Annotated in this window: 20 protein-coding genes and 2 pseudogenes; 14 read left to right on the top strand and 8 right to left on the bottom strand. The window is 62.3% G+C overall.

Annotated features, from left to right (window positions below; all coding sequences use genetic code 11):
* Positions 1-6: 6 nt before the first annotated feature.
* The 4 genes and pseudogenes from B7Y49_RS06110 to B7Y49_RS06095 all read right to left on the bottom strand — a co-directional run bounded on the left by B7Y49_RS06110 (position 7) and on the right by B7Y49_RS06095 (position 7,021).
* Positions 7-3,681: a magnesium chelatase subunit H gene (locus B7Y49_RS06110; protein ID WP_374126690.1), complete on the bottom strand. Its 3,675-nt coding sequence runs from the start codon at positions 3,679-3,681 to the stop codon at positions 7-9.
* Complete coding sequence (gene bchB, locus B7Y49_RS06105) at positions 3,671-5,287, bottom strand: ferredoxin:protochlorophyllide reductase (ATP-dependent) subunit B (RefSeq protein ID WP_374126689.1); 1,617 nt, start codon at positions 5,285-5,287, stop codon at positions 3,671-3,673. Before bchB ends, B7Y49_RS06110 begins: the two co-directional genes overlap by 11 nt.
* A gap of 5 nt (positions 5,288-5,292) precedes the next feature.
* The gene (locus B7Y49_RS06100) at positions 5,293-6,594 is read right to left on the bottom strand and encodes a ferredoxin:protochlorophyllide reductase (ATP-dependent) subunit N (protein ID WP_374126688.1); all 1,302 of its coding nucleotides are present in this window, start codon (positions 6,592-6,594) and stop codon (positions 5,293-5,295) included.
* Positions 6,591-7,021, bottom strand: a pseudogene (locus B7Y49_RS06095) (2-vinyl bacteriochlorophyllide hydratase). The gene B7Y49_RS06100 and the pseudogene B7Y49_RS06095 overlap by 4 nt, the downstream one beginning before the upstream one ends.
* Positions 7,022-7,254: 233 nt before the next feature.
* Here B7Y49_RS06095 and B7Y49_RS06090 point away from each other — a divergent pair.
* The 7 genes from B7Y49_RS06090 to B7Y49_RS06060 all read left to right on the top strand — a co-directional run bounded on the left by B7Y49_RS06090 (position 7,255) and on the right by B7Y49_RS06060 (position 13,923).
* Positions 7,255-8,145, top strand: coding sequence for a B12-binding domain-containing protein (locus B7Y49_RS06090; RefSeq protein ID WP_374126687.1), 891 nt, complete (start codon positions 7,255-7,257; stop codon positions 8,143-8,145).
* 126 nt (positions 8,146-8,271) lie between these two features.
* Positions 8,272-9,624: a transcriptional regulator PpsR gene (ppsR, locus tag B7Y49_RS06085; RefSeq protein ID WP_374126686.1), complete on the top strand. Its 1,353-nt coding sequence runs from the start codon at positions 8,272-8,274 to the stop codon at positions 9,622-9,624.
* A gap of 73 nt (positions 9,625-9,697) precedes the next feature.
* Positions 9,698-10,606, top strand: a complete 909-nt coding sequence (chlG, locus tag B7Y49_RS06080; protein ID WP_374126685.1) for a chlorophyll synthase ChlG — start codon at positions 9,698-9,700, stop codon at positions 10,604-10,606.
* A gap of 8 nt (positions 10,607-10,614) precedes the next feature.
* On the top strand, positions 10,615-11,967 hold the full coding sequence (locus B7Y49_RS06075; protein ID WP_374126684.1) for a BCD family MFS transporter: 1,353 nt from the start codon (positions 10,615-10,617) through the stop codon (positions 11,965-11,967).
* The gene (locus tag B7Y49_RS06070) at positions 11,964-13,169 is read left to right on the top strand and encodes a geranylgeranyl diphosphate reductase (RefSeq protein ID WP_374126683.1); all 1,206 of its coding nucleotides are present in this window, start codon (positions 11,964-11,966) and stop codon (positions 13,167-13,169) included. The genes B7Y49_RS06075 and B7Y49_RS06070 overlap by 4 nt, the downstream gene beginning before the upstream one ends.
* Positions 13,166-13,648: a TspO/MBR family protein gene (locus B7Y49_RS06065; protein WP_374126682.1), complete on the top strand. Its 483-nt coding sequence runs from the start codon at positions 13,166-13,168 to the stop codon at positions 13,646-13,648. Before B7Y49_RS06070 ends, B7Y49_RS06065 begins: the two co-directional genes overlap by 4 nt.
* Positions 13,645-13,923, top strand: coding sequence for a hypothetical protein (locus B7Y49_RS06060; protein WP_374126681.1), 279 nt, complete (start codon positions 13,645-13,647; stop codon positions 13,921-13,923). Before B7Y49_RS06065 ends, B7Y49_RS06060 begins: the two co-directional genes overlap by 4 nt.
* A 45-nt stretch (positions 13,924-13,968) precedes the next feature.
* Here the strand turns inward: B7Y49_RS06060 and B7Y49_RS06055 are convergent, their stop codons facing one another.
* Positions 13,969-14,511 (bottom strand): cytochrome c family protein, encoded by a 543-nt coding sequence (locus B7Y49_RS06055; RefSeq protein WP_374126680.1) that lies wholly within the window; start codon positions 14,509-14,511, stop codon positions 13,969-13,971.
* 182 nt (positions 14,512-14,693) lie between these two features.
* Between B7Y49_RS06055 and B7Y49_RS06050 the strand changes: the two genes are divergently transcribed.
* The 4 genes from B7Y49_RS06050 (at position 14,694) to B7Y49_RS06035 (ending at position 18,212) form a co-directional block, all read left to right on the top strand.
* Positions 14,694-15,524 carry a diacylglycerol kinase family protein gene (locus B7Y49_RS06050; RefSeq protein ID WP_374126679.1) on the top strand — a complete coding sequence of 277 codons (831 nt, stop codon included), beginning with the start codon at positions 14,694-14,696 and terminating at the stop codon, positions 15,522-15,524.
* Positions 15,521-16,255, top strand: a complete 735-nt coding sequence (locus B7Y49_RS06045; RefSeq protein WP_374126678.1) for a metallophosphoesterase — start codon at positions 15,521-15,523, stop codon at positions 16,253-16,255. Before B7Y49_RS06050 ends, B7Y49_RS06045 begins: the two co-directional genes overlap by 4 nt.
* A gap of 143 nt (positions 16,256-16,398) precedes the next feature.
* On the top strand, positions 16,399-16,668 hold the full coding sequence (locus B7Y49_RS06040; protein ID WP_374126677.1) for a hypothetical protein: 270 nt from the start codon (positions 16,399-16,401) through the stop codon (positions 16,666-16,668).
* Positions 16,668-18,212: a methyl-accepting chemotaxis protein gene (locus B7Y49_RS06035; protein ID WP_374126676.1), complete on the top strand. Its 1,545-nt coding sequence runs from the start codon at positions 16,668-16,670 to the stop codon at positions 18,210-18,212. The genes B7Y49_RS06040 and B7Y49_RS06035 overlap by 1 nt, the downstream gene beginning before the upstream one ends.
* Before the next feature lie 89 nt (positions 18,213-18,301).
* Here B7Y49_RS06035 and rpsI read toward each other — a convergent pair whose 3' ends face one another.
* The 3 genes from rpsI to B7Y49_RS06020 all read right to left on the bottom strand — a co-directional run bounded on the left by rpsI (position 18,302) and on the right by B7Y49_RS06020 (position 20,591).
* Entirely contained in the window at positions 18,302-18,847 is a 546-nt protein-coding gene (gene rpsI / locus B7Y49_RS06030) for a 30S ribosomal protein S9 (RefSeq protein WP_374126675.1), read from the bottom strand.
* Entirely contained in the window at positions 18,847-19,326 is a 480-nt protein-coding gene (rplM, locus tag B7Y49_RS06025) for a 50S ribosomal protein L13 (protein ID WP_374126674.1), read from the bottom strand. Before rplM ends, rpsI begins: the two co-directional genes overlap by 1 nt.
* Positions 19,327-19,547: 221 nt before the next feature.
* Positions 19,548-20,591 carry a COX15/CtaA family protein gene (locus B7Y49_RS06020; protein ID WP_374126673.1) on the bottom strand — a complete coding sequence of 348 codons (1,044 nt, stop codon included), beginning with the start codon at positions 20,589-20,591 and terminating at the stop codon, positions 19,548-19,550.
* A gap of 152 nt (positions 20,592-20,743) precedes the next feature.
* Here B7Y49_RS06020 and B7Y49_RS06015 point away from each other — a divergent pair, with 152 nt between their 5' ends.
* The 3 genes and pseudogenes from B7Y49_RS06015 to dxs form a co-directional block, all read left to right on the top strand.
* A complete protein-coding gene (locus tag B7Y49_RS06015; protein WP_374126672.1) occupies positions 20,744-21,160 on the top strand; it encodes a MerC domain-containing protein in 417 nt (138 codons plus the stop codon).
* A gap of 40 nt (positions 21,161-21,200) precedes the next feature.
* Positions 21,201-21,659 carry a Fur family transcriptional regulator gene (locus tag B7Y49_RS06010; protein ID WP_374126671.1) on the top strand — a complete coding sequence of 153 codons (459 nt, stop codon included), beginning with the start codon at positions 21,201-21,203 and terminating at the stop codon, positions 21,657-21,659.
* Positions 21,660-21,791: 132 nt separating this feature from the next.
* Positions 21,792-23,653: pseudogene (dxs, locus tag B7Y49_RS06005) on the top strand (1-deoxy-D-xylulose-5-phosphate synthase); the annotation flags it as partial.

Genomic DNA, 23,653 nt, shown 5'->3' with positions numbered 1-23,653 from the left:
TTTTCCTTAAGCCGCGACAGCCACGACACCCTCGAGGCGATCCTCGAGTTCGTCACTGGCGGCGTGGAGTGCTGCAAGAGTAGCTTCGTCGGGTGACCAGTATTTGCGTTCCACCGCCTCGATCAGACGGTTGGCGACGCGGGCCGATGCGCGCGGGTTGAGCGCGGCGATCCGCTCGCGCATTTCGGCATCGAGGACATAGGTTTCGCTGATCCGCTGATAGACCCAGGGATCGACTTCCCCCGTCGTGGCGGACCAGCCCATGGTTGTGGTGACATGGCCCTCGATCGTACGGACGCCTTCATATCCGTGCTTCAGCAGACCTTCGGTCCAGACGGGATTGAGGATACGCGTGCGGGTTTCGAGCGCGACTTGTTCCTGCAAGGAACGGACCTTGCCCGAGCCCTGTGTCTGGTCGCCGATATAAACGGGCGCCGTGGCACCGCCCTTGGCGCGGGTGACGGCGCGGCTGATGCCACCCAGCGTATCGACATATTGATCGATCGTTGTGATGCCGAGTTCGACGCTTTCGAGGTTCTGATAGGCGCAATCGACGGTTTTCAGCGCGGAAGCGAGGATCGCTGCCTGGCGAACGGGCACGCCCTTTACGCCGTAAGCAAAGCCCTTTTGCCGTTCGAAACTGTCGGCAAGTTCGTTCGGATCGGTCCAGGCGCCATCGTCGATCATCAGATTGACGTTGGCGCCGTAAGCACCCTCTGCATTCGAGAAGACGCGCAGCGCTGCGGTTTCGAGATCGCAGCCATGCTCGGCCTGATGCGAGAGCGCGTGACGGCGGACGAAGTTCATCTCCTCTGGCTCATCGGCTTGGGCGGCGAGCAGGGCGGCTTCGGCCATCATCCGCGTCTGCAGCGGCAGCAGGTCGCGGAACACACCGGAGAGGGTAACGATCACGTCGATACGCGGGCGGCCGAGTTCGGCGAGCGGGATTAATTCGGCACCGGCAAGGCGGCTATAGCTGTCGAAGCGCGGCCGAGCGCCGATTAGCGCCATCACCTGGGCGATCTGCGCGCCCTCGCTCTTCAGATTGTCCGTGCCCCACAGTACCATCGCGACGGTTTCGGGCAGGTGCCCTGAGTCAGCCACGCTGCGATCGATCAGGCGCTGTGCCTGTTCGGCACCATCCTTCACCGCAAAGGCCGAAGGCAGGCGGAAGGGATCGAAGCCGTGGATATTGCGCCCGGTCGGCAGGATTTCGGGGTTGCGCAAGATGTCGCCTCCCGAAACCGGGTGGATGTACGTACCGTTCAGCGCCGCGATCAGGCCATCGAGTTCGTGGTTTGTTGCCAGCGCCTTGTCGAGCGCGGCCATGTCTTTCAGCAGCGGCGTATCGAGCTTCAGTTTGCCATCGACGAGCGCCTCGACGGTGTCGCGCGCCATCGGCTGATCGCGACCCTCGGCAGAGGCGAGGATCATGTCGATCCGCTCTTCGCGGGTCGCGGCGAGACCGGCGACATGCAGCCCTTGTGGGATAAGTTCGCGCTCAATTTCGTAGAGCTTGGCAGCGAGCGCGCTGACGTCGCTGCCGTCAAGATCGAGCGCCTCAGCCTGCACAGCAATCATTTCGGCAAGCGGCGCAGCTTGTTCATCACCCGGCTGCATATTGCGCCAGCGATCGACCGATGCCTTCAGGTCGGCAAGGCCCTTGTACACGCCCGAATTGGTGAGGGCAGGGGTGAGATAACTGACCAAGGTCGCGCCCGAACGGCGCTTGGCGAGCACGCCTTCCGACGGGTTGTTGGCGGCATAGAGATAGATGTTCGGCATGTCGCCGATCAGCCGATCGGGCCAGCAATCGGCGGTCAGCCCGGTCTGCTTGCCGGGCATGAACTCAAGCGACCCGTGCGTGCCGAAATGCAGCACGGCATGTGCTTTGAAATCCTCGCGCAGCCAGCGGTAGAAGGCGGCGAAGGCGTGTGTCGGCGCGAAGCGGCCCTCGAACAGCAGCCGCATCGGATCACCCTCAATGCCGAGCGCTGGCTGGATGCCGATGAACACATTGCCGAACTGCGCACCCAGGATCTGCACCGAAGTGCCGTCAGACTGGAGCTTGCCGGGGGCAGGCCCCCAGCTTGCCTCGATCTCGTTGAGCCAGGTTTCGCGGGCGACGATCGTGTCGGCGCTGACCTTGGCATGGACATTGGCTTCGGTGCCGTAGCGCGATGCATTGCCGCCCAGGATCGCCTCGCGAAGATCATCGACCGTGGCAGGAATTTCGACGTCATAGCCTTCGAGGCGAAGCCGGGTGAGCGTGGCGTGGAGTGATTCGAACACAGCCAGGAACTGTGCGGTGCCGGCGGCGCCGGCATTGGGCGGGAAGTTGAACAGTACGATCGCGACGCGGCGCTCTGCCTCGCTCGCGCGGCGCAGTTCGATCATTTTCAGCACGCGCCCGGCCAGTGCTTCAGCACGCTCGCTGCAGCTTTCCATCTGGCGCACCGCACCCGTGGCGTGGAAGGTGCACCCGCGCTGGCAGCCGGTGCAGGCCGTGCCGCTGCCGTCCGAACGACCCCCGAACACCATCGGCTGGGTACCGCCGTCCAGCTCCGGGATCGCGATCATCATCGTCGATTCGAGCGGGAGCAGACCCTGGCGGTTTGCACCCCAGGCTTGGAGCGTCTGGAACTCGACGGGGTGGGCAGCGATATAGGGGCGATCAAGCTTGGTCAGGATTGCTTCGGCGGCCGCCGTGTCGTTATAAGCAGGGCCGCCGACCAGGCTGAACCCGGTGAGGTTGACGACCGCATCAACGGTCGATTTGCCGTCCTTCATGAACAGGTTTTCGATCGCGGGGCGACCATCAAGACCGCCAGCGAAAGCAGGGATCACATCGAGCCCGCGCGCTTCCATCGCGGAAATCACGCCATCGTAATGCGCTGCATCCTTGGCGAGTACATAGGACCGCAGCATCAACAGCCCGACCGTGCCCTTGGTGCCATTGCGGCGGGGCAGGGCGCTGATCGATTCAGCCATGCGCTGCGGGATCGCAGGGTGATAGACGCCGACCTCGGGATATTCGCGCGGCGCGGCGGCCTTCATCGTGCCGCGCAGGCTCTGGCGCGGGCCACTGGCGTACCGATCGATCAGCGCGCGGATCAAGTCGACGATATTGTCGTCGCTGCCCGCCAGCCAATATTGCAGCGTCAGGAAATAGGCGCGCACATCCTGCGCGGTGCCGGGGACGAATTTCAGCAGCTTCGGCAGGCGGCGCAGGATCGCCATCTGGCCGGCGCCCGAGCTTGCGCCGGACTTGTTGGTGCCGCGCAGCTTCTTGATGAGCGCGAGCATGCCCGTCGCGGGCTTGTCCATCCGGTAGTCACCCATCCGGGTGAGCTTGACGATATCCCCGGCAGACATCAGTCCGACGATCGCATCACAGGCTTCGCGACGTTCGATCAGCTGCGGCAGCACGGCGCGAATATGATCTTCAAGGAACAACATCGTGCACAGGATGATGTCACCGCGCAGAATGTCCGCCCGCGCCGCTTCCAGCGTCTCGGGCTTTTCTTCCCAATCGGCAGCGGCATGAAAGCCGATCGTCACGCCTGACCCAGCCTGGTCGAATTGTCGTTGTGCGCGCTGGAATGCCCCCGAAAGATGGTTGTCGAGCGTGATGACGACAACACGAACCGGCGTGGTGGGAGCGGGGACATTAGCGCGCATAACGGGCCTTCGCGTCATAGAGCGTGTCGAGCGTGATCGTGGCCAGGCCTTGCTCCGCGGCATAGCGCTCGGTGTTGCGGCGCGCTTTGCCGCGAACAAAAAACGGGATCTTCATCAGCTCTTTTTCGGCCTCGGCGGTCCATCCGCCTGCGGCCATCACTTCCGGTTCAAGGACGGGGGCCCAGCCCGCCGATGACTCGGCCGTGTTCGGTACGGTCGTCCTGTCATTTTCCGCCATTTCGCTTGGGATGGCGGGGTGCTGATTGGCGTGTGGCGCGGACGAACCATGGCCCAGATGGCTGGCACCGGCGCTGTCCGAGAATTCGAAATCGTCGCGGAACATCGTCAGCAGATGTTCCTCCAGACCCATCACGAGGGGATGGACCCAGGTATCGAACAACACGTTTGCGCCCTCGAATCCCATTTGCGGGGAGTAGCGGGCCGGGAAATCCTGCACATGAACGGGGGCCGAGATGACCGCGCACGGGATGCGCAGCCGCTTCGCGATGTGCCGCTCCATTTGCGTGCCGAGCACGAGTTCGGGCTGGAGCGCGGCAATCGCGTCCTCAACCTCCAGATAATCATCGGTGATCAGCGGCTCGATGCCATACAGCTTAGCAGCCTCACGCAGTTCGCGGGCGAACTCACGGTTGTAGCAGCCAAGGCCGACGACCTCGAAGCCCAGTTCGTCGCGCGCCACGCGCGCGGCGGCGATGGCATGGGTCGCATCACCGAAGATGAAGACGCGCTTGGCGGTGAGATAAGTCGAATCGACCGAGCGGCTCCACCACGGCATGTTCGACCGGTCGAGCGCCGAAGCAGGATCGACGCCGGCCAGCGCTGCGACTTCATTCACGAAATCGCGAGTCGCGCCGTGGCCGATCGGGATCGTGCGGACGGTCTTTTGCCCGAAGGTTTTTTCGAGCCAGCGCACCGTCGTGTCGGCGATTTCTGGGTAGAGCAGGATGTTGAAATCGGCCTCGCCGATCGTCTTGATGTCGGCTGGGCTCGCGCCGAGCGGCGCGGTCAGATGAATGTCGATGCCCATCGATTCGAGCAGTCGGGTAATCTCGATAATGTCGTCGCGGTGGCGAAAGCCGAGCGCGGTCGGCCCGAGCAGGTTGACGCGGGGGCGACGCCCTTCGCGAGGGCGCGGCTTGGCGTCCTTGTCGGCGATCGCGCGGACCAACTGGTAGAACGTCTCGGACGCGCCCCAATTTTCCTTGCGCTGATAGCTGGGCAGCTCGAGCGCAACCACCGGAATCGGGAGGCGCATCGCCTCGGCCAGCCCGGCGGGGTCATCCTGAATAAGCTCGGCAGTGCACGACGCGCCGACCAGCATCGCTTGCGGCTGATAGCGCGCATAGGCATCGCGTGCGGCGGACTGGAACAGCTCGGCGGTATCTTTGCCGAGGTCGCGTGCCTGGAACGTGGTGTAGGTTACGGGCGGCCGCTTGTTGCGGCGCTCGATCATTGTGAACAGCAGATCGGCATAGGTATCGCCCTGCGGCGCGTGCAGCACGTAGTGCACGCCTTCCATCGCCGTCGCGATCCGCATGGCACCGACATGCGGCGGTCCTTCATAGGTCCAGACGGTCAATTGCATGGCCGCTATACCTTCAGCACGTCGCGCCGCCGCAAGGGGCGCGCAAACAGTTCGGCCAAATCGCCGGCCTGATCAAAGCCGTGGATCGGCGAGAAGACGAGCTCGATCGCCCATTTGGTCGTCAGCCCTTCAGCCTCCAGCGGGTTGGCGAGGCCGAGCCCGCAAACGGTAATGTCGGGCCGCGACTCGCGCACCCGATCGAGCTGCTTGTCGACGTCCTGACCTTCGCTGATCTGCGTGGTTGCGGGCAGCAAGGCGAGATCCTGCGAAAGATGGCGGCGGTGGAGATACGGCGTGCCGACCTCGATCGGGATCATGCCGAGTTCCTGCGCCAGGAAGCGCGCGAGTGGCACTTCGAGCTGCGAATCGGGCATGAAGAAGATGGTTTTGCCGTTTAGTTGTGCGCGGCAATGCTCGATCGCGCGGATGGCGCGGGCCTTGCCCGGTGCGATGACGCGCTGGAATTCGGCTTCGTCGACGCCGAACGCCATCGCTGCGGCGTAGAGCCAGTTGGCGGTGCCTTCCGCCCCGAACGGGAACATCGCGTCGAGTCGCACCGCGCCGCGATCTTCAAGGCAGCGGGCGGTTTCACCAAGGAACGGCTGGGCGAGCAGGAAACGGGTGTTGGGGCCGACCGGGGGCAGATTTACGGACTGGCGCGCAGGGAGCGAGCGCACGGTTTTGATGCCCAATTCCTTGAAGATGCGCAAAAACTGGTCCTCGACGACGTCGGGCAGCGCGCCCACGATCATCAACTCTTGCGGCGAATCGGCGGGCAGCGCGGGGAGCTCGGGCACCAAAGCAGCGAGGCAGGCATCCTCGCCCTCGGTAAAAGTCGTCTCGATGCCGCTGCCGGAATAATTGAGGATCCTAACATTGGGCGAATGCTTGCCCTGCAACCGCTGAGCGGCCCGCGACAGATCGAGCTTGATCACTTCGGATGGGCAGGAACCGACCAGAAACAGCATCTTGATATCGGGGCGACGGGTAAGCAGCCGGTCAACGACTCGGTCGAGCTCTTCATTGCAATCGGCCATCCCGGCGAGGTCGCGTTCTTCGATGATCGCGGTACCGAATCGGGGTTCGGCAAACACCATCACCCCCGCCGCCGACTGGAGCAGATGCGCGCAGGTGCGTGATCCGACGACGAGGAAAAAGGCATCCTGCACCTTGCGGTGAAGCCAGATGATGCCCGTGAGTCCGCAGAAAACCTCCCGCTGTCCCCGCTCGCGCAGCACCGGCGCGCAATCCGCGCCATGAGCCGATGCCGCACCAAGAACCGGGGGCAGGGTGATCGCCACCGTCATGCGGCAACCGCCCGCATTGACAGGTTCGCGGCAGCGTCTTCATGGGCAGACTGCAGGCGCGCGGCGCGCAGTTTCAGAATGAACTGCCCCGCGTTGATCACGTAAGTCGCATAGGCAGCGAGCGCGACGAACATCCGGTCCCGCTCGCTTCCATAATCGCCAATCAGCATGATGAGGTAGGCGGAGTGCAGCGAACGACGATCGATACCGTCGCGGCGAACGCGCCTTCCCCGGTCTGCAGATAGCGAATCACTAGGAACAGGCTGATCAGAAAAATCAGGAACTGGACGGGGGCCAAAATGCCCTGGACCAGCGTCCATTTGCTGTTGTCGCGGCGGATACGCTGCTCGGGCGTGTAGAGCGGTGCCGGGGGCGTCGGCCGCAAAGACTTTCTGAACTGATCGTACTGCGGCGTACTCACCCGCATTGCTCCCCGCATTTGGTCACCTGCCACATTGTGATCAGACTAAGGCACCCCCCGGCAAAGTGTCAACCTAAACTGACGTCCAAACTTTTTGACATATGGTGCGCTGCGGCACAATTGGGATATTGTCAGGGCTGGATAATCGGCTTAGCCTTCGCAATCGTCGGCAGAGTCAAAAATGGCCTGTCAGCATTGATATGCGTGAAGCATATTAAGGTGGTGGGGAGCGTCGAGGAATGGCTTCATTGCTGGAATTTGGGGCCCAGATCGCCTCTGCCTATCGGAAAAAATCGCCTGTCCGCGATGCCGAATCCAGCGAGATTTCACCTCCATTTCCTGTCGCCTCCAGTATTGACGATCAGTCGCTATCAAACCTTGTCGAGCGTGAAATCATCCCCCGCCTGGTTGCTTCGCATCCGCTTGCCGGCAAGCATTGCGGTAATCGCGGATCGGGCGAAATTACGGCAGAAGAGATTGACGAGTTCGCGCCACTGTCGCTTCAGGTAGAGGCGGATCATCTGCTCGCTTATGTCGAGGGCATCCTGAATCGTGGTGTTGGCATTGATACGGTGATGGTCGATCTGCTCGCCCCCGCCGCACGCCGACTCGGCGAATATTGGGAAGAAGATCGCTGCGACTTCGTTGACGTTACGATGGGACTTTGGCGGCTGCAGGAAATCGTCCACGAACTCGGCGCACGGCTGCCCGCTGAGCGCCGTGTCGGACCGGGCAAGCGCGCACTCTTTGCATCGATGCCCGGCGATCAACACAGTTTTGGCACGATCGTGGTCGAGGAATTGTTCAGCCGGGAAGGCTGGCTGACTGACCGGATGAGCGAAGCGTCGACGCCTGATCTGCTTGAGCGCGTTGCCGGCGAGTGGTTCGATCTGATCGGATTGACCATCAGCTGCGACTACCATATTGCGCCGCTCGGATCAGTTATTGTTGCGTTGCGAAACGTCTCCAGAAACCCCAATCTGTGCGTCATGGTCGGTGGTCGCATTTTCGTTGACGATCCTGACCTCGCGGCAAACGTTGGTGCCGATGGCACGGCGTCTGACGCAAAGGTCGCGGTGAAAACGGCACTGGCATTGGTTGAAGCGATCGGCAGCAAACCGGCTGTCTGATTTCGCCTATGGTTTACTCGGGGCCTAAGGGAGTGCGGCGGCTCGCCGATGAACAAGCATCACGCCCCTCTCCGATCGCGGCCCTTCTCGGCTCCCGATCAGCTTCCGGGCGCCTTATCTCCCGCTGTGACCGCTGCCCTGCTCGGATCAGTGGGCGATATCGCCTTTGTGCTCGATGCCAGCGGCATCATTCTCGACGTGGCGATTGCCGAAGCCGAACTGGTTGGTAGCGGCCTGGCCGACTGGATCGGCAAACCCTGGATTGAAAGCACAACGCCCGACAGCCGGGGCAAAGTGCAGGATATGTTGGCCGACGCAGCGGCAAACCTGCCGGCGCGGTGGCGTCAGATCAATCATCTCGGTCTCGAGGGTGACCTGCCTGTCCGCTATCTGACGGTAAACATGGGGAAGGCGGGCCAGGTCATTGCGATCGGCCGCGACATGCGCAGTGCTGCCGTCATGCAGCAACGTCTGCTGCAGACGCAGCAATCGCTAGAGCGCGATTATGTGCGGTTGCGTCAGGCCGAGGCACGGTATCGGTTGTTGTTCGACATGGCATCGGAACCGGTGCTGATTGTGGATGCGACCACGCGGCGTATTCGGGAAGCGAACCCGGCCGCACACAAATTGTTCGGCAGCAAAGAAGGCGCGCTCAGCGATCAGCTGGTTAGCGGGCTGGTGGAACCCAAGGACCGCGAGTCCTTTATCGCGCATCTCGGCGGGGCTGAGGCGTCCGACGATGTGCAGCCGGTGATGCTGCGCCTGAAGAACCAGCCCATCGATGCCACGTTCTCCGCGCGGCTGTTCCGCCAGGCGCGAACGTCGCTGCTGCTCGTCCGCATTGCGGCGGTCGATGCCCCGGCGGAGGGGCATCAACATGATGCCAAGCTATTCGACGTGATCGAACGGATGCCCGATGCGTTCGTGTTAGTCGATGCGACGATGAGCGTGCTGACGGGGAATGCAGCGTTTGTCGAATTGACCGAGACGGCGTCGATCGATCGGCTCCGCGGATTGAAGCTCGGCGATTGGCTCGGTCGACCCGGTATCGATCTTGACCTTATTCTGGGCCAGCTCCGCGAGCATGGTTCGGTGCGCAACGTGTCGGCGATATTCCGGGGTGGGGCGAACACGCAGGAGGAGGTGGAGGTTTCTGCGGTGTCGGCCCCTTATGGCGACGGCTATTGCTATGGCTTTTCCATCCGCAATGTCGGGCGTCGGCTGCGTGACGCGCCGGCCAATGACAAGCAGTTGCCGCGTTCGGTTGAGCAATTGACGGAGCTTGTCGGGCGGATGTCGCTCAAGGATATCGTTCGCGAATCGACCGATCTGATCGAGCGGCTCTGTATCGAAGCGGCGCTGACCTACACGTCAGATAATCGCGCATCGGCCGCCGAAATATTGGGGGTCAGCCGGCAGAGCCTGTATTCCAAACTGCACCGCCATGGGCTGGGCAATCTCGTATCCGACGCCAATTGAAATTCCGGCAAATGACGCGCTGTAGGTGACAATTTGGTTTGACACTTTGGGGTGTCAACCATAGCTTGCGGCCATGGCCAACGCTGGAATGTCGACCCTAAACCTGCGCCCACCCGCGCCTCGCGACGTGCTGGAATTGCTGAAGCCAATCACCTGGTTTCCGCCGATGTGGGCATTCATGTGTGGCTGTATTTCGTCGGGCGAATCGCTTGCCGATCGCTGGCCCTTTGTCATCATCGGCATTCTGCTCACCGGCCCACTCGTTTGCGGCAACAGCCAGGCAATCAATGACTGGTTCGACCGGCATGTCGACGCCATCAACCAGCCCGAACGCCCGATTCCGTCGGGCCGGATTGCTGGGCAATGGGGCCTTTGGATCGCTATCGGCGGCACCGTGCTGTCGCTCGCTGTGTCGCTGATCGCGGGGCAATGGGTGTTTGCGGCGACCTGCCTTGGGCTTGCCTGCGCCTGGGCGTATAGCGCGCCGCCGTTGCGGCTGAAGATGAGCGGTATCTGGGGACCAGGTGTCGTTGGGCTCACCTATGAAGGGCTTACCTGGTTTACGGGCGCTGCGGTGATGGCTGGCACCTTACCGGGCGCCGATATTCTGATCATCCTGCTGCTCTACAGCATCGGCGCGCATGGCATCATGACGCTGAATGATTTCAAGGCAGTAGAGGGCGATCTCCAGATGGGTGTCCGCTCACTGCCAGCGATACTCGGGGTCGATCGCGCTGCGCAGATTGCCTGTGTGACGATGGCGCTACCGCAAGTTGTGGTGGTGATTTTGCTTGGCCAATGGGGGCATCAGATCGCCGCGCTGATCGTCGGCGTGCTGGTGATTGCGCAACTCTCGCTGATGCCGCGCCTGTTGTACGATCCGCGCGCTAACACGCCCTGGTACAACGCGACGGGCACGACATTGTATGTTTTCGGCATGTTGGCGGCGGCCTTTGGCTTGGGCGGAGCGGTAGGGTTATGACAACAAACATGTCGACGAAGACCCTCGGATGGCTCGGTATCGTCCGGATCGGACTGGTCCAAAGCGCGATCGGTGCAATGGTCATGCTGGTCACGTCACTTCTCAATCGCGTGATGGTGGTGGAATATGCGCTGCCCGCTGCCCTGCCGGCCGGGTTGGTCGCGTGGCATTATGCGGTGCAGCTATCGCGCCCGGCTTGGGGGCATGGTTCCGATCAGGGCAATCGCCGCACGCCGTGGATCGTGTTCGGGATGGCGTTGCTGGCAATTGGCGCGTTGGTTTCGGTGAACGCGGTGCCGTTACTCGCGGAGCGTGTTGCACTTGGCTATTTCGTTGCGGTCATCGGGTACAGCATGATCGGCGCGGGTGTCGGCGCGGCGGGAACATCATTGCTCGCGCTGCTGGCAGGACAGGTTGCGCCCGAGCGACGTGCCGCTGCGGCATCAATCACCTGGATCATGATGGTGCTTGGTATCGTCATCACTGCGGGTGTCGCCGGATCGTTGATCGATCCTTATTCGCTGCAGCGGCTGGCGATGGTGGCGAGTGGCGTCGCGCTGGTCGCCTTTGTGGTCGCATTGCTGGCGTTGTGGGGGCTTGAACACCCCAGGCAGCGACTAATGGTTGCAGCGCAGGATGCCCCGTCAGTTGGGTTCGGCGCAGCGTTGCGTGAAATGCTGGCTGAAACGGATGCGCGCCAGTTCACGATTTTCGTTTTTCTTTCGATGCTCGCCTATTCGATGCAGGACATGATCCTGGAGCCATTTGCGGGCCTGTTGTTCGATTATACCCCGGGCCAATCGACCCAGCTTTCAGGAATGCAGCATGGCGGCGTTCTCGTTGGCATGATTGTGGTCGGCTTCCTGGGCAGCGCCTTTGGTGGCGGCACGCCCGCTAGCTTGCGCCGGTGGATCGTCGGAGGGTGCGTTGGTTCGGCCGTCGCTTTGGCCGGGCTGGCCGTGGCAGCGCAAGTGGGTGCGGCCTGGCCGTTGACAATCAACATAGTGCTGCTCGGTTTTGCCAATGGCGTGTTCGCGGTCGCCGCGATTGGCGCGATGATGGGGCTGGCCGGGGCCCAGGGCCCATCCCGATCGGGTATCCGAATGGGTGTCTGGGGTGCATCGCAGGCCATTGCTTTCGGCTTGGGCGGGCTGATCGGCGCGGTTGGCGTCGATATTGGTCGCGCGCTGGCCGGGGCCGATGCCCCTGCCTTCCTGATCGTTTTTGCAGGCGAGGCGGCATTGTTCCTCGTCGCTGCCTGGCTGGCGATGAGCGTATCGCGATCGCGTGATCCGGCGCGCCGTTCGGCCAGCCCCAATGCACCCGCAAGGGTCAACTTGCCGCAGGAGGTGGCCGCATGATGAATCAGCAACGTTCCCACGTCGATTTCGATGTCGTCGTCGTTGGCGGTGGCCCATCGGGTTCGGTCGCCGCGACTGATTTGGCGCGCGCGGGCAAGCATGTGTTGCTGCTCGATCGTGCCGGACGGATCAAACCCTGCGGCGGCGCTATCCCGCCCCGGCTAATCAAAGATTTCGAGATCCCCGATCACCTGCTTGTGGCCAAAGCAACATCGGCCCGCATGATCGCGCCATCCACCAAGGAAGTCGATATGCCGGTGGGCGACGGCTTTGTCGGGATGGTCGATCGCGATGTGTTTGACGAATGGCTGCGGGCACGCGCTGCACTTACAGGCGCCGAACGGCGAACCGGCAGCTTTACCCGGATCGATCGTGATGCCGACGGTTGCGCTGTGGTCGTCTATACCGAGCGACGCGGGGGTGAGGAGCACCGCGTCCGCGCGCGCTGCGTAATCGGCGCTGATGGCGCCCGCTCAGGCGTCGCGCGGCAGGAGATTCCGGGCGCCGACCGCATTCCGTGCGTGTTCGCCTATCACGAGATCGTCAAATCGCCGCCCGCGAGCGCGGCATTCAATCCGTCGCGCTGCGACGTGCTCTATCAGGGCAAATACTCGCCCGATTTTTATGCCTGGGTGTTCCCCCATGGTGAGACGACCAGCATCGGCGTTGGCAGCGCGAACAAGGGCTATGAACTGCGCGATGCGATCACGCGGTTGCGCGCCGATAATGGCATGGCTGCCTGCGAAACGGTCCGTACCGAAGGCGCGCCGATCCCACTCAAGCCGCTGAAGCGTTGGGATAATGGCCGCGATGTTCTGGTCGCCGGCGATGCGGCTGGGGTCGTCGCACCGGCTTCCGGCGAGGGCATTTATTATGCGATGGCCGCTGGTCGCTTTGCAGCGGATGCGGTGCAGGACTTTCTCGCTACCGGCGACGCTCGCGCGCTGAAGGGCGCGCGCAAGCAATTCATGCGCGCTCATGGCAAGGTATTCTGGGTACTCGGGATCATGCAGTATTTTTGGTACGCCAATGACAAGCGTCGCGAACGCTTCGTGAAGATCTGCGAGGACAAGGATGTTCAGGAACTGACCTGGCAGGCCTATATGAACAAGGAGCTTGTCCGCCGTAAACCAATGGCGCACGTGCGTATCTTCCTGAAGGATATGGGCCATTTGCTGGGGATCCGCGGCGTGGCGGCATGACCCGAGCGTCGCTGTTCCCGATCCTGATTGCGGCGCTGGCAACCGCCATCGTCGCGATCATGGGGTCGACGATTACCGTGACAGGCCCTTGGTATGATGGCTTGGTTCAGCCGCGCTGGGCGCCGCCCGAAGCGGCTTATGGCGTTGCCTGGACGGCCATCTATGCCATCAATGTGATCGCCGTGGTCACAGCCTGGCGAGCGATGGAGACCCGGCGCGAGTCCGAAGGTCTGGTCGCGCTTTGGGCGATGAATGGCTTCCTCAATATCCTGTGGAGCCTGTTGTTCTTCCGGCTGCAGCGGCCGGATTGGGCGCTGATTGAGGTCGTTTTCCTTTGGCTCTCGGTCGGCTCGCTGATCGTCTATTCGTGGCGTCGATCGATGATGGCGGCGATTTTGGTGGTGCCCTATATCCTGTGGGTGACCTTTGCAGGATATCTCAACCTGGCCATCGTGCGGCTCAACGGCCCGTTTTCTTGACTGAAAGCACGCTGGTGTGGCTGTTCGCGAGCGGTATCGCTGCCGATGTCGTTCTGATCGTGATCGCTTTGGAGGCGGTTTGGCTTCGGTTGCGGCGGCGCTGGCTGGTCATTGCCATCATGTGTCGGCTGATGCCCGGCCTGTTGATGATGCTGGCATTGCGCGCGGCGCTGACGGGGCAGGGCTGGGTGTGGATAGCGCTGCCGCTAACGCTGTCATTTCCATTCCACCTTGCCGATTTGCGCTTCGGGCCGGGGCGGCGGACAAAAAAATAGGCGGGCCTGTTTCCAGACCCGCCCAGTTTTTACTTGGTAATATGATTACTTCTGCGCGGCGAGATAAGCGATCACGTCAGCGCGCTTCTGCGGGTCAGGCAGGCCAGGATAGGTCATCTTGGTGCCGGGAACGACGCGCTGCGGATTTTCCAGATACTGGAACATCTTCTCAGCCGACCAGGTGATGCCGCTGTTCTTGTTGGCTGCCGAATAGGTGTAGCCTGCGACTTCACCAGCCTTGCGGCCGACGATGGCGTTGAGCGACGGCCCGATCTTGTTCACGCCGGCTTCAACAGCGTGACAAACCTTGCAGGCTGCAAAAACGGCTTCACCCTTGGTGGCATCGCCGGTGAACGATGCGAACTTCGCACCGCTGACGGTGTCGACATTATCGGGGGCGACGCCAGCGGCAGCTGCCGGTGCTGCTGGTACTGCAGCGTTCTCGGCTGGGGCAGCAGCGGTTGCCTCGGCGGCGGGTGCCTCAGCCTTTTCGGTCGTCGGCTGGGGCGAGCATGCTGCCAGCGCGAGCGAAGAAACGGCAACGCCAAGCGCGATGCCGCCAAAACGAGTTGTGGAGTGAGAGTTCATTTGATCCTGCTCCTGAATCGAGTGCCGGGTTGCGCCGGCCTGCTCGACATGTCGCGATTCGAAGGTGCGCATGTCGGGCGGTGGTTACACGGAAAAAGCCACGTGGGACATTGCCATTGCGTGACTTTTCGTGACGCGCAAGACCCCTGGGGACCAAATCCCGTATCGGACGTTGAGCATCGATGAAAAATTTGTGGTTCATTACCAATCCGGGATCCGGATCGTCGACGGTCGAAAAATGCGAGGCGTTGATGGCAATCTTTGCCGATCATTCGCTCACCGTTGTGGGGCGCACGATCTTTCCAGAGGATCAGCTGCCCAATCGCGCTATGCTCGAAACCGCCGATGTCGATGCCGTCGTGTTGTTCGCCGGTGACGGCACGATCAACGCGGCGATCTGCGCGCTTGATGACTGGGATGGCGCGATCCTGATCCTGCCCGGCGGCACGATGAACCTGCTCGCCAAGGCACTTCATGGCGATGCCGATCCCGCCGCCATCATCCGTGCGATGCACGAACACCACGAACGGATTGCGCTTTCTTTTGTCGCGGCGGCCGATCACCGCGCATTTGTTGGGCTGATTCTGGGCCCGGCGGCGAGCTGGGTCCATGCGCGTGAACTGGTGCGAGCGGGCCGGCTGCGCGGCCTCGGCCGGGCCATTCGCCACGCTTGGGCGCGCACCTTTGGTCGCGGCATCCGGATCGGTGGTGCACCAGGGCTTCCGTCCGGCGCACAAGCCGTGCTGGTAACGCCCGATGGGGATTCGCTGCAGCTGGCCGCCATCGACGCGCGAGATTGGCGATCGATCGCACAGCTCGGTTGGGATTGGCTTACCGGCGATTGGGTTGCCGCAACATCGGTAACGGAGGTGCGGGCGACGAGCGTCCACGTCCTGAACGACAAACCAGTGCTCGCCCTGTTCGACGGCGAACCGCAGCAGCTGCCCCCCGGCATTCCCATCACGGGCGCGCAGACCGCTGCCCGGTTCATCAGCACGCTGTCATCCGAATGATCCGTCTGTTCCATGTTAGCGACATTCATTTCGGGGCAGAAGATCGCGCCGCGCTCGATTGGTTTGCCACCACCGTTCGCAACGAACAGCCCGATGCGATCATCGTCACCGGTGACATCACGATGCGGGCGCGTCGCCGCGAATTCGATGCGGCGGCGCGTTGGCTGGAGGCGCTTGACCGACCGACAACGGTCGAAGTTGGCAACCATGATCTGCCCTATTTCAACCCGTTCATGCGCGCGTTCCGGCCCTATGCCCGTTATGGTCGGCTCGAACGGCTGATCGAACGACCGCTTGATCTTCCCGGCGTTCATATCGTCCCGCTGCGCACCACGGCGCGGTTCCAGTTGCGGCCCAATTGGTCAAAGGGCATTGTTCGCGGTGACCAGCTGGCGCTCGCACTGGCCGGTATAGGCGCGGCGCCGGAGGGGGCGACCGTCATCGTCGCTTGTCATCATCCATTGATCGAAACGGGCACCAGCGGCACCGCGCGAACCCGGCACGGCCCGCGATCGTTGTCGGCGCTGGCATTGGCGGGCGCGGATGCGATCCTGACGGGCCATGTGCATGATCCGTTCGATATTGCGCATCCGGTGGGTGATCGCATCGTCCGGCTGATCGGGGCCGGCACCTTGTCAGAACGGGTCCGGTCTACGCGTCCGTCGTTTAACGAACTACATGTCGATGACGGTGCGATCCTCACGAACCTGCGTGAAATGCCGAGTTTGTAGCGAATACGCTGCTCAAAATCCTCGAAAGGAGCCGTCTGGTTAACCGCGAGATAACCATCATTCGTTAACTCAGCGTCATGACCGGAAACCGTCGATCGTCGCTTTGTGCCTTTTCTAGCCTTGCTTTTCAGGGTTGCGCGGGTGTGGCTGCGCTGGTCGCCGTGGCATTCACGCCTTCATCTCAAGGGCGCCTGTTGCTGGTGCCATTAACGCCTGAAGCGTCTGCGGCGTTACCGGGCGCTGCGACCAATTTGCAGGTGCGGCTGCTTGGGAAGGGACCGCTGCCCGGCTCGTTGATTGTCGATGCGCATGGGATTCCCCTGTTCGCGGCAATGTTGCGTCAGGGCAGTCTAGCGCTTGCGGCGCCGTATGCGCTGTGCGGAGAGAATCTGGAGCGGAGTAACGGAACGTGATGAACAGCGACCTGGACGGTTTGCGCAACCGCGGGATAAAGTTGGCCGTCATCTGCGCCTGGGGTTCGACTGCCAGCTTGGCGGTGATGGCCAGCGGGGCAGCGCTTGACAGAGGGACGGTCACCTTTGCCTATTTGCCGGCGATCCTGATCTCGATGTTGGTCAACGTCGTGCCGACAATGGCGGTGCTGCGCGGCTACCATGATTTGTCCGCACGGATGGCGACGGCCATCATGGCAGCAATCCATCCCGCTATTCATGTTTTTGTGCTGCAGGGCCATGCGTGGCAGATGGACACGCACATGTTCTTTTTCGTTGCGCTGGGAGCGTTGACGATTTTGTGCGACTGGAAGCCGCTGGCGCTCGCATCCGCCACCATCGCCGTTCATCATTTGCTTCTTGGTTATGTGGTGCCCGAATGGGTGTTTGCGCAGCGGGGCGAATTCGAACGCGTGCTGCTGCACGCTTCCGCTGTGGTGATGCAATTTGCGGTTCTTGCCTATATTGCTGAACGGCTCCGCATCCTGATCGTTAATCAGTCGAACGAGCGAACCCGTAGCGATGCCATGGCGCGTGAGGCTGCGACGCTTCAAGCACGGGCCGAACGAGCCTTAGCAGAGGCAGGAGCTGCCGAAGTTTCGGCCGCCGAAGAGCGACGCGCGCGCAGGGCATTGGCAGATAGCGTGGCGGCTACACGCCATGCAGAAATGTTGCAGCTTGCCGCCAGCTTCGAAAAATCGGTTTCCGCCGTGGCAATGGCGGTGGCGACGGCTGCCCAACAGTTACAGCAATCGGCGCGATCGCTGAACGAGCTGGCCGATGAAACTGGGCAGCAGGCCGGGGATGTGGCTAAAGCCGCTGCGCATGCGTCAACTAATGCGCGCAGCGTGGCATCGGCGATTACGACGCTTACCCATTCAATTCATGACATCGCCAGTCATGTGTCGCGCCAAGCCGGGCTGAGCGAGACGGCGCGCGACAACAGCAAGGCAACCGACCAGGCCGTGCATGCGCTGTATCAACGCACCACAGACATCGTCAGCTTTGTCGACGGGATTAATGCCGTGGCCGCCCGAACCAACCTGTTGGCATTGAATGCCGCAATCGAAGCGGCACGAGCCGGCCCGGCGGGGGCGGGCTTTGCGGTGGTTGCGCATGAGGTGAAAAGTCTTGCCGGGCAAACTGCGGATGCGACGCGCCGGATTGGCGGCCTCGTTGTTGGCGTGCAGGACGGTGCGACCGAGGCGGGAACGGCCCTGCACGATATTACCACAGCAATTGCCGACCTTGCCGATGCCGCTGACAAGATTGCGGTAACGGTCGATGCCCAGCACGCGTCCGCTAGCGTGATCGAGAACAATGCCCGCGAGGTAGCAACCGGTGCTGATGCGATGGCGCAGCGGATTTCGAATATGGCAGGGGCAGCCAATGCGGCGGTTCAGCTATCGGCTCAGGTGCGTGGCGCCGCCGTCAACCTGTCCGACACGGCACAGCAGCTGCTGGCGGTGTCCGATGATTTCATTTCGCGGCTTCGCGCCGCTTGATCTGCCCCAATGAAAAAAGGGCGATCCGATGAACGGACCGCCCAATTTTCAACCCGACAGGCCAGCATGCGCTGACATGACGGCTGCGTTTAGCGCTTGGAGAACTGGAAGCTGCGGCGGGCCTTAGCCTTGCCGTACTTCTTGCGCTCGACCGTGCGGCTGTCGCGGGTCAGGAAGCCAGCCGCCTTCACCGGGGCACGCAGCACCGGCTCATACTTGGTCAGCGCCTGGCTGATGCCGTGCTTGACCGCGCCGGCCTGGCCCGAAAGCCCGCCGCCCTTAACCGTGCAGATCACGTCATACTGGCCAGTCCGCTCGGCAACGCCGAAGGGCTGGTTGATGACGAGACGCAGCGTTGGACGGGCGAAATACACTTCCTGATCACGACCGTTGATCGTGATCTTGCCAGAACCCGGCTTGATCCAGACGCGGGCAACGGCGTCCTTGCGGCGACCGGTGGCGTAAGCGCGGCCCTGCTTGTCGATGATCTGCTCACGCAGCGGCATCGGCTCTGGCTTTGGACCGGAATTGTTGACGGGCATGACGTCGCCCAGCGTGGCGGCGTCGCGCGGCGCCTGCGGCGCACCGCCGGCAAGCGAACCCAGATCGGAAAGTGACTGACGATTATCGGACATTAGTTGCCCACCTTGTTCTTGCGGTTCATGCCCGCGATGTCGAGGACTTGCGGGTCCTGTGCTGCATGCGGATGCTCGGGGCCAGCAAAGACGCGCAGGTTGCGCATCTGATCACGACCCAGCGGCCCGCGCGGGATCATCCGCTCAACGGCCTTTTCGAGCACGCGCTCAGGAAAACGGCCTTCGAGCACCTTGCCCGCTGCCACGCCCTTGATGCCGCCAGCATAGCCGGTGTGCTTGTAATAAATCTTGTCCTTCAGCTTCTTGCCGGTGAACCGGATCTTGTCCGCGTTGATGACGATGACATTGTCACCGCAATCGACATGCGGGGTGAAGCTGGGCTTGTGCTTGCCGCGCAGCACATTGGCGATGATCGTCGCCGCGCGACCGACCACCAGGCCATCGGCATCAACGATATGCCACTTTTTTTCCACTTCGTGCGGCTTGGCCGACTTGGTGGTCTTCATCAGCGCCTTCATGGGGCCAGACCTTCTTTGCTTTGGCAGCTTAGCGCCGCCGGTAAAAACGAACACGCCGCCCCGGAAAGGAGCGGCGTCGTTGGGCGGCATTTACGCGAGGGTGCCTAAAAGTCAAGCATCTGCGCGGCATTGCGAGTGGGTATCAGGATACCAGGTCCCTTGGAGTGTTATCGGTCGTGCTCGCATGACGTGGTTCAGCAGCGTCATCTGCTGATCCGAACTCAGATCTTCGCTGCACGTCGCCCGAGCAGATGGGCGGCCACCACCGCCGCCATCAACAACAGCGCTGCGTTCACCTGATGGGCAACCGCAATTGGGATGGCGACGCCTGTCATCAACGTCGCTATCCCAAGCATGATCTGCAACGCGACCAGGCCAACGATCGCATACCCTGCCAGTCGGGCACCATGCCGAATCGTCTGCCAGGCCAGAAAGCCGAGTCCGGCGGCAGCGGCAAAGGCAAACCAGCGGTGAATGAACTGAACGACAATCGGGTTGTCGACCGCATTGGCCCATGCCGACGACAGCATCGGCACATTAGCGGGAAAGATCGCGTCGCCCATCAGCGGCCAGCTTGAAAAGGCATAGCCTGCATCTAGCCCCGCGGTGAAGGCACCGTAAATGATCTGGATCCCGAGCAGTGCGAGGGCAATTGCCGCAGCCCGCGTCAGCCGGGCCGGGCGCGCAACCGGCAACTGCGCCAAGGCGCGCAGATCAAGCGCCGTCCAGAGCAGGCCGCCGAGCAGAATCAGCGCGGTCGTCAGATGCACCGCGAGGCGTACATGGCTGACATCGGTTCGCGCGGACAAGCCGGAGGCGACCATCCACCAGCCGATCGCCCCTTGCAGCCCCCCCAGCGCAAGCAATGCGACGAGACGCACGCCATAACCGCGCGGAATTTGCCGCCGTACCGCGAACCACAACAGCGGCACCGCGAACGCCATCCCGATCAAGCGACCGAGTAGCCGGTGGACATATTCCCAGAAAAAAATCGCTTTGAACCCGGCCATCGTCATGCCGCTGTTGATTTGCTGATATTCTGGAATTTTCTTGTACGCGTCGAACTCAGCCTGCCAAGCTTGATCACTTAAGGGGGGCAGGGTGCCGCTGATCGGCTTCCACGACGTGATCGACAGCCCCGAATCGGTCAGCCGTGTGATCCCGCCAACCATGATCATCACGATCACCAGCGCCGCGACCGCGAATAGCCAGATCGAAAGCGCGCGCGGCCGGGCGCGCAGCATGGCAGCAGATTGCATGAGCATGGCAGACGTATAGCTTAAAGCCGCTGCCGCGTCACCACCGCCTATCGGTGGTAGCGATGGGGTGGCGGACGCGGGCGACCAAGTTCATAAAAATTGCCCGATCCCCGCAATGATATATTGTAACTTCCGTATGATCATGCCAGATGGTTGGCATGACGACGATGTTTCGTAATTCCGGTTTGAGACTCTCCGGCTTGGTCGGCCCGATTGGCTTTGGCACAATTGGCTTTGATCGCCTCGCGATTGGCCTGTCGGGCCTGTGCGCCGTGCATTGCCTTGCAAGCGCCGTACTGCTTGCCCTGGCTGCTTCGGCGGGCGGGCTGCTGCTGGTGCCGGCCGTGCATGAAATCGGCCTGTCGGTTGCGATCTTGCTTGGCGCAATGGCGCTCGGCCGTGGTGTGTTGCAGCATGGGTTCATGATGCCGATTTCGATCGGTGCGCTCGGGCTCGGCGTAATGGCAGGGGCGGTATCTTTACCGCATGACGGCAGCGGGGAAACGCTGTTTACGTTGGTTGGCGTCGGTCTGCTTGCGCTCGGTCATGATCTGAACCAACGCGCAGCTCGCTGACTGCCTTGCCGCTGTGACGGTGAAGGCCTAGATTGGCCTGATGGCCAATCACCATCATCACGAACATCAAGGCGTTGCCCTGGCGAGCGCGGCACAGGCCACGCTTGAACGTTCCGGCGAACAATGGACCGCGATGCGCGCGCAGATTTTCGCCGCGCTGGCGGGATTCGACAAGCCTGCATCGGCCTATGACATTGCTGAGGCGGTGTCCAAGGCGGCCGGGCGCCGCGTGGCGGCGAACAGCGTGTACCGAATCCTGGATCTGTTCGTGGCTGCCAATCTGGCCCGCCGGGTTGAGAGCGCGAATGCGTATATCGCCAACGCCCATCCCGATTGCCTGCATGATTGCATCTTTCTGGTCTGCGACAGCTGCGGCCAAACGACGCATCTCGACAATGATGTTGTAACCCGCAGCGTCAGGTCGGCGGCCGAAGCTGCTGGATTTTCGCCCGAACGACCGGTGATCGAGGTGCGAGGTAAATGCGCGACTTGTGATTGATCGTTTGACTTGACCCGCATCGATTGGGCGCCATGGTCGCCTGTTCATGCATTTATGTCACATTTCGGTGCAATTCGGTGCACTGGCCCCGGGGTAATCGACTCAGTGTGGCGAGGCGGCTAATCTGCCAGCATGACCCATCGCCCTGAAACACCGTTGCTCGATACGGTTGAAACCCCCGCCGACATTCGTTTGCTGTCAGCGGATCAGTTGCCGCAGTTGGCGGATGAGTTGCGGGCCGAGGTGATATCGGCGGTGGGGGTGACGGGGGGTCATCTCGGGTCGGGGCTGGGCGTGGTCGAGCTGACGACGGCGATCCATTATGTGTTCAACACGCCGGATGACCGGCTGGTGTGGGACGTGGGGCATCAATGCTACCCGCACAAGATCCTGACGGGACGCCGCGACCGGATTCGGACGTTGCGGATGGGCGGTGGCCTCTCCGGCTTCACCAAGCGCAGCGAGTCTGAGTATGATCCGTTCGGCGCGGCGCATTCGTCGACCTCGATCTCGGCCGCACTCGGCTTTGCGATCGCGAACAAGATTGCGGGCACGCCGGGCAAGGGCATTGCCGTGAGGCGATGAACAACGCCGCCCAGGCCGGCAACCGGCTGGTCGTGATCCTGAACGACAATGACATGTCGATCGCCCCACCGGTGGGGGGGCTTTCCGCCTATCTTAGCCGGATCGTCTCGAGCCGTGAGTTCCTCGGTCTGCGTGACTTCGCCAAGCGCGTCGCCAAACTGCTGCCGAGCCCGGTTGCGGCCGGCCTCAAAAAGACCGACGAGTTCGCGCGCGGCATCGCGATGGGCGGCACGTTGTTCGAGGAGCTGGGCTTTTATTATGTGGGCCCGATCGACGGGCATAATCTCGATCACCTGATCCCGGTGCTCGAAAATGTCCGCGATGCAGAGCAAGGCCCGATCCTCGTCCATGTCGTCACCAAAAAGGGCAAGGGCTATGGCCCGGCCGAGGCAGCGGCGGACAAATATCACGGCGTGCAGAAGTTCGACGTTGTGTCGGGCGTGCAGGTCAAGGCACCGCCCGGGCCGCCGGCGTACCAGAATGTGTTCGGCGAGACGCTCAGCAAGCTTGCCGAGACCGACCCGACGATCTGCGCGATCACCGCGGCGATGCCCAGCGGCACCGGGCTCGACAAGTTCGCCAAGGCGCACCCTGACCGGTTCTTCGATGTCGGCATTGCCGAGCAGCATGCCGTAACCTTTGCAGCGGGTCTTGCCGCGCAGGGCATGCGTCCATTCTGCGCGATCTACTCGACCTTCCTGCAGCGCGCCTATGATCAGGTCGTGCATGACGTCGCGATCCAGAACCTGCCGGTGCGGTTCGCGATCGACCGCGCTGGCCTGGTCGGCGCCGATGGCTGCACCCATGCGGGCAGCTTCGACGTGACCTATCTCGCGACCTTGCCCAATCTGGTGGTGATGGCCGCCGCTGATGAGGCCGAGCTGGTCCATATGACCTATACCGCCGCGCTGCATGACAGCGGCCCGATCGCGCTGCGCTACCCCCGCGGCAACGGCACCGGTATCGCGCTCCCCGCCGTCCCCGAACGGCTCGAGATCGGCAAGGGGCGGATCGTGCGCACCGGGCACAAGGTCGCGATCCTCTCGCTCGGCACGCGGCTGGGTGAGGCGCTGAAGGCCGCCGACGCGCTCGACGCGCGCGGGCTCAGCACCACGGTCGCCGATCTGCGGTTCGCCAAGCCGCTCGACGAAGACCTGATCCGCAAGCTGCTCACCACGCATGAAGTGGCGATCACGATCGAGGAAAACGCCGTCGGGGGCCTCGGCGCCCACGTCCTCACCTTCGCCAGCGACACCGGGCTGATCGACGCCGGGCTCAAGCTCCGCACGCTCCGCCTGCCCGATATCTTTCAGGACCACGACAAGCCCGAAATCCAGTACGCCCAGGCCGGCCTTGACGCCGACGCCATCATCGACAGCGTCCTCAAGGCCCTCAGGTGGAATGAGGAA

The sequence above is a fragment of the Sphingomonas sp. 28-62-11 genome (genome assembly GCF_002278865.1).
Classification (GTDB): Bacteria; Pseudomonadota; Alphaproteobacteria; order Sphingomonadales; family Sphingomonadaceae; genus Sphingomonas.
The sequence above is the reverse complement of the archived record's forward strand: the minus strand, read 5'-3'. Positions and strand labels throughout refer to the sequence as shown.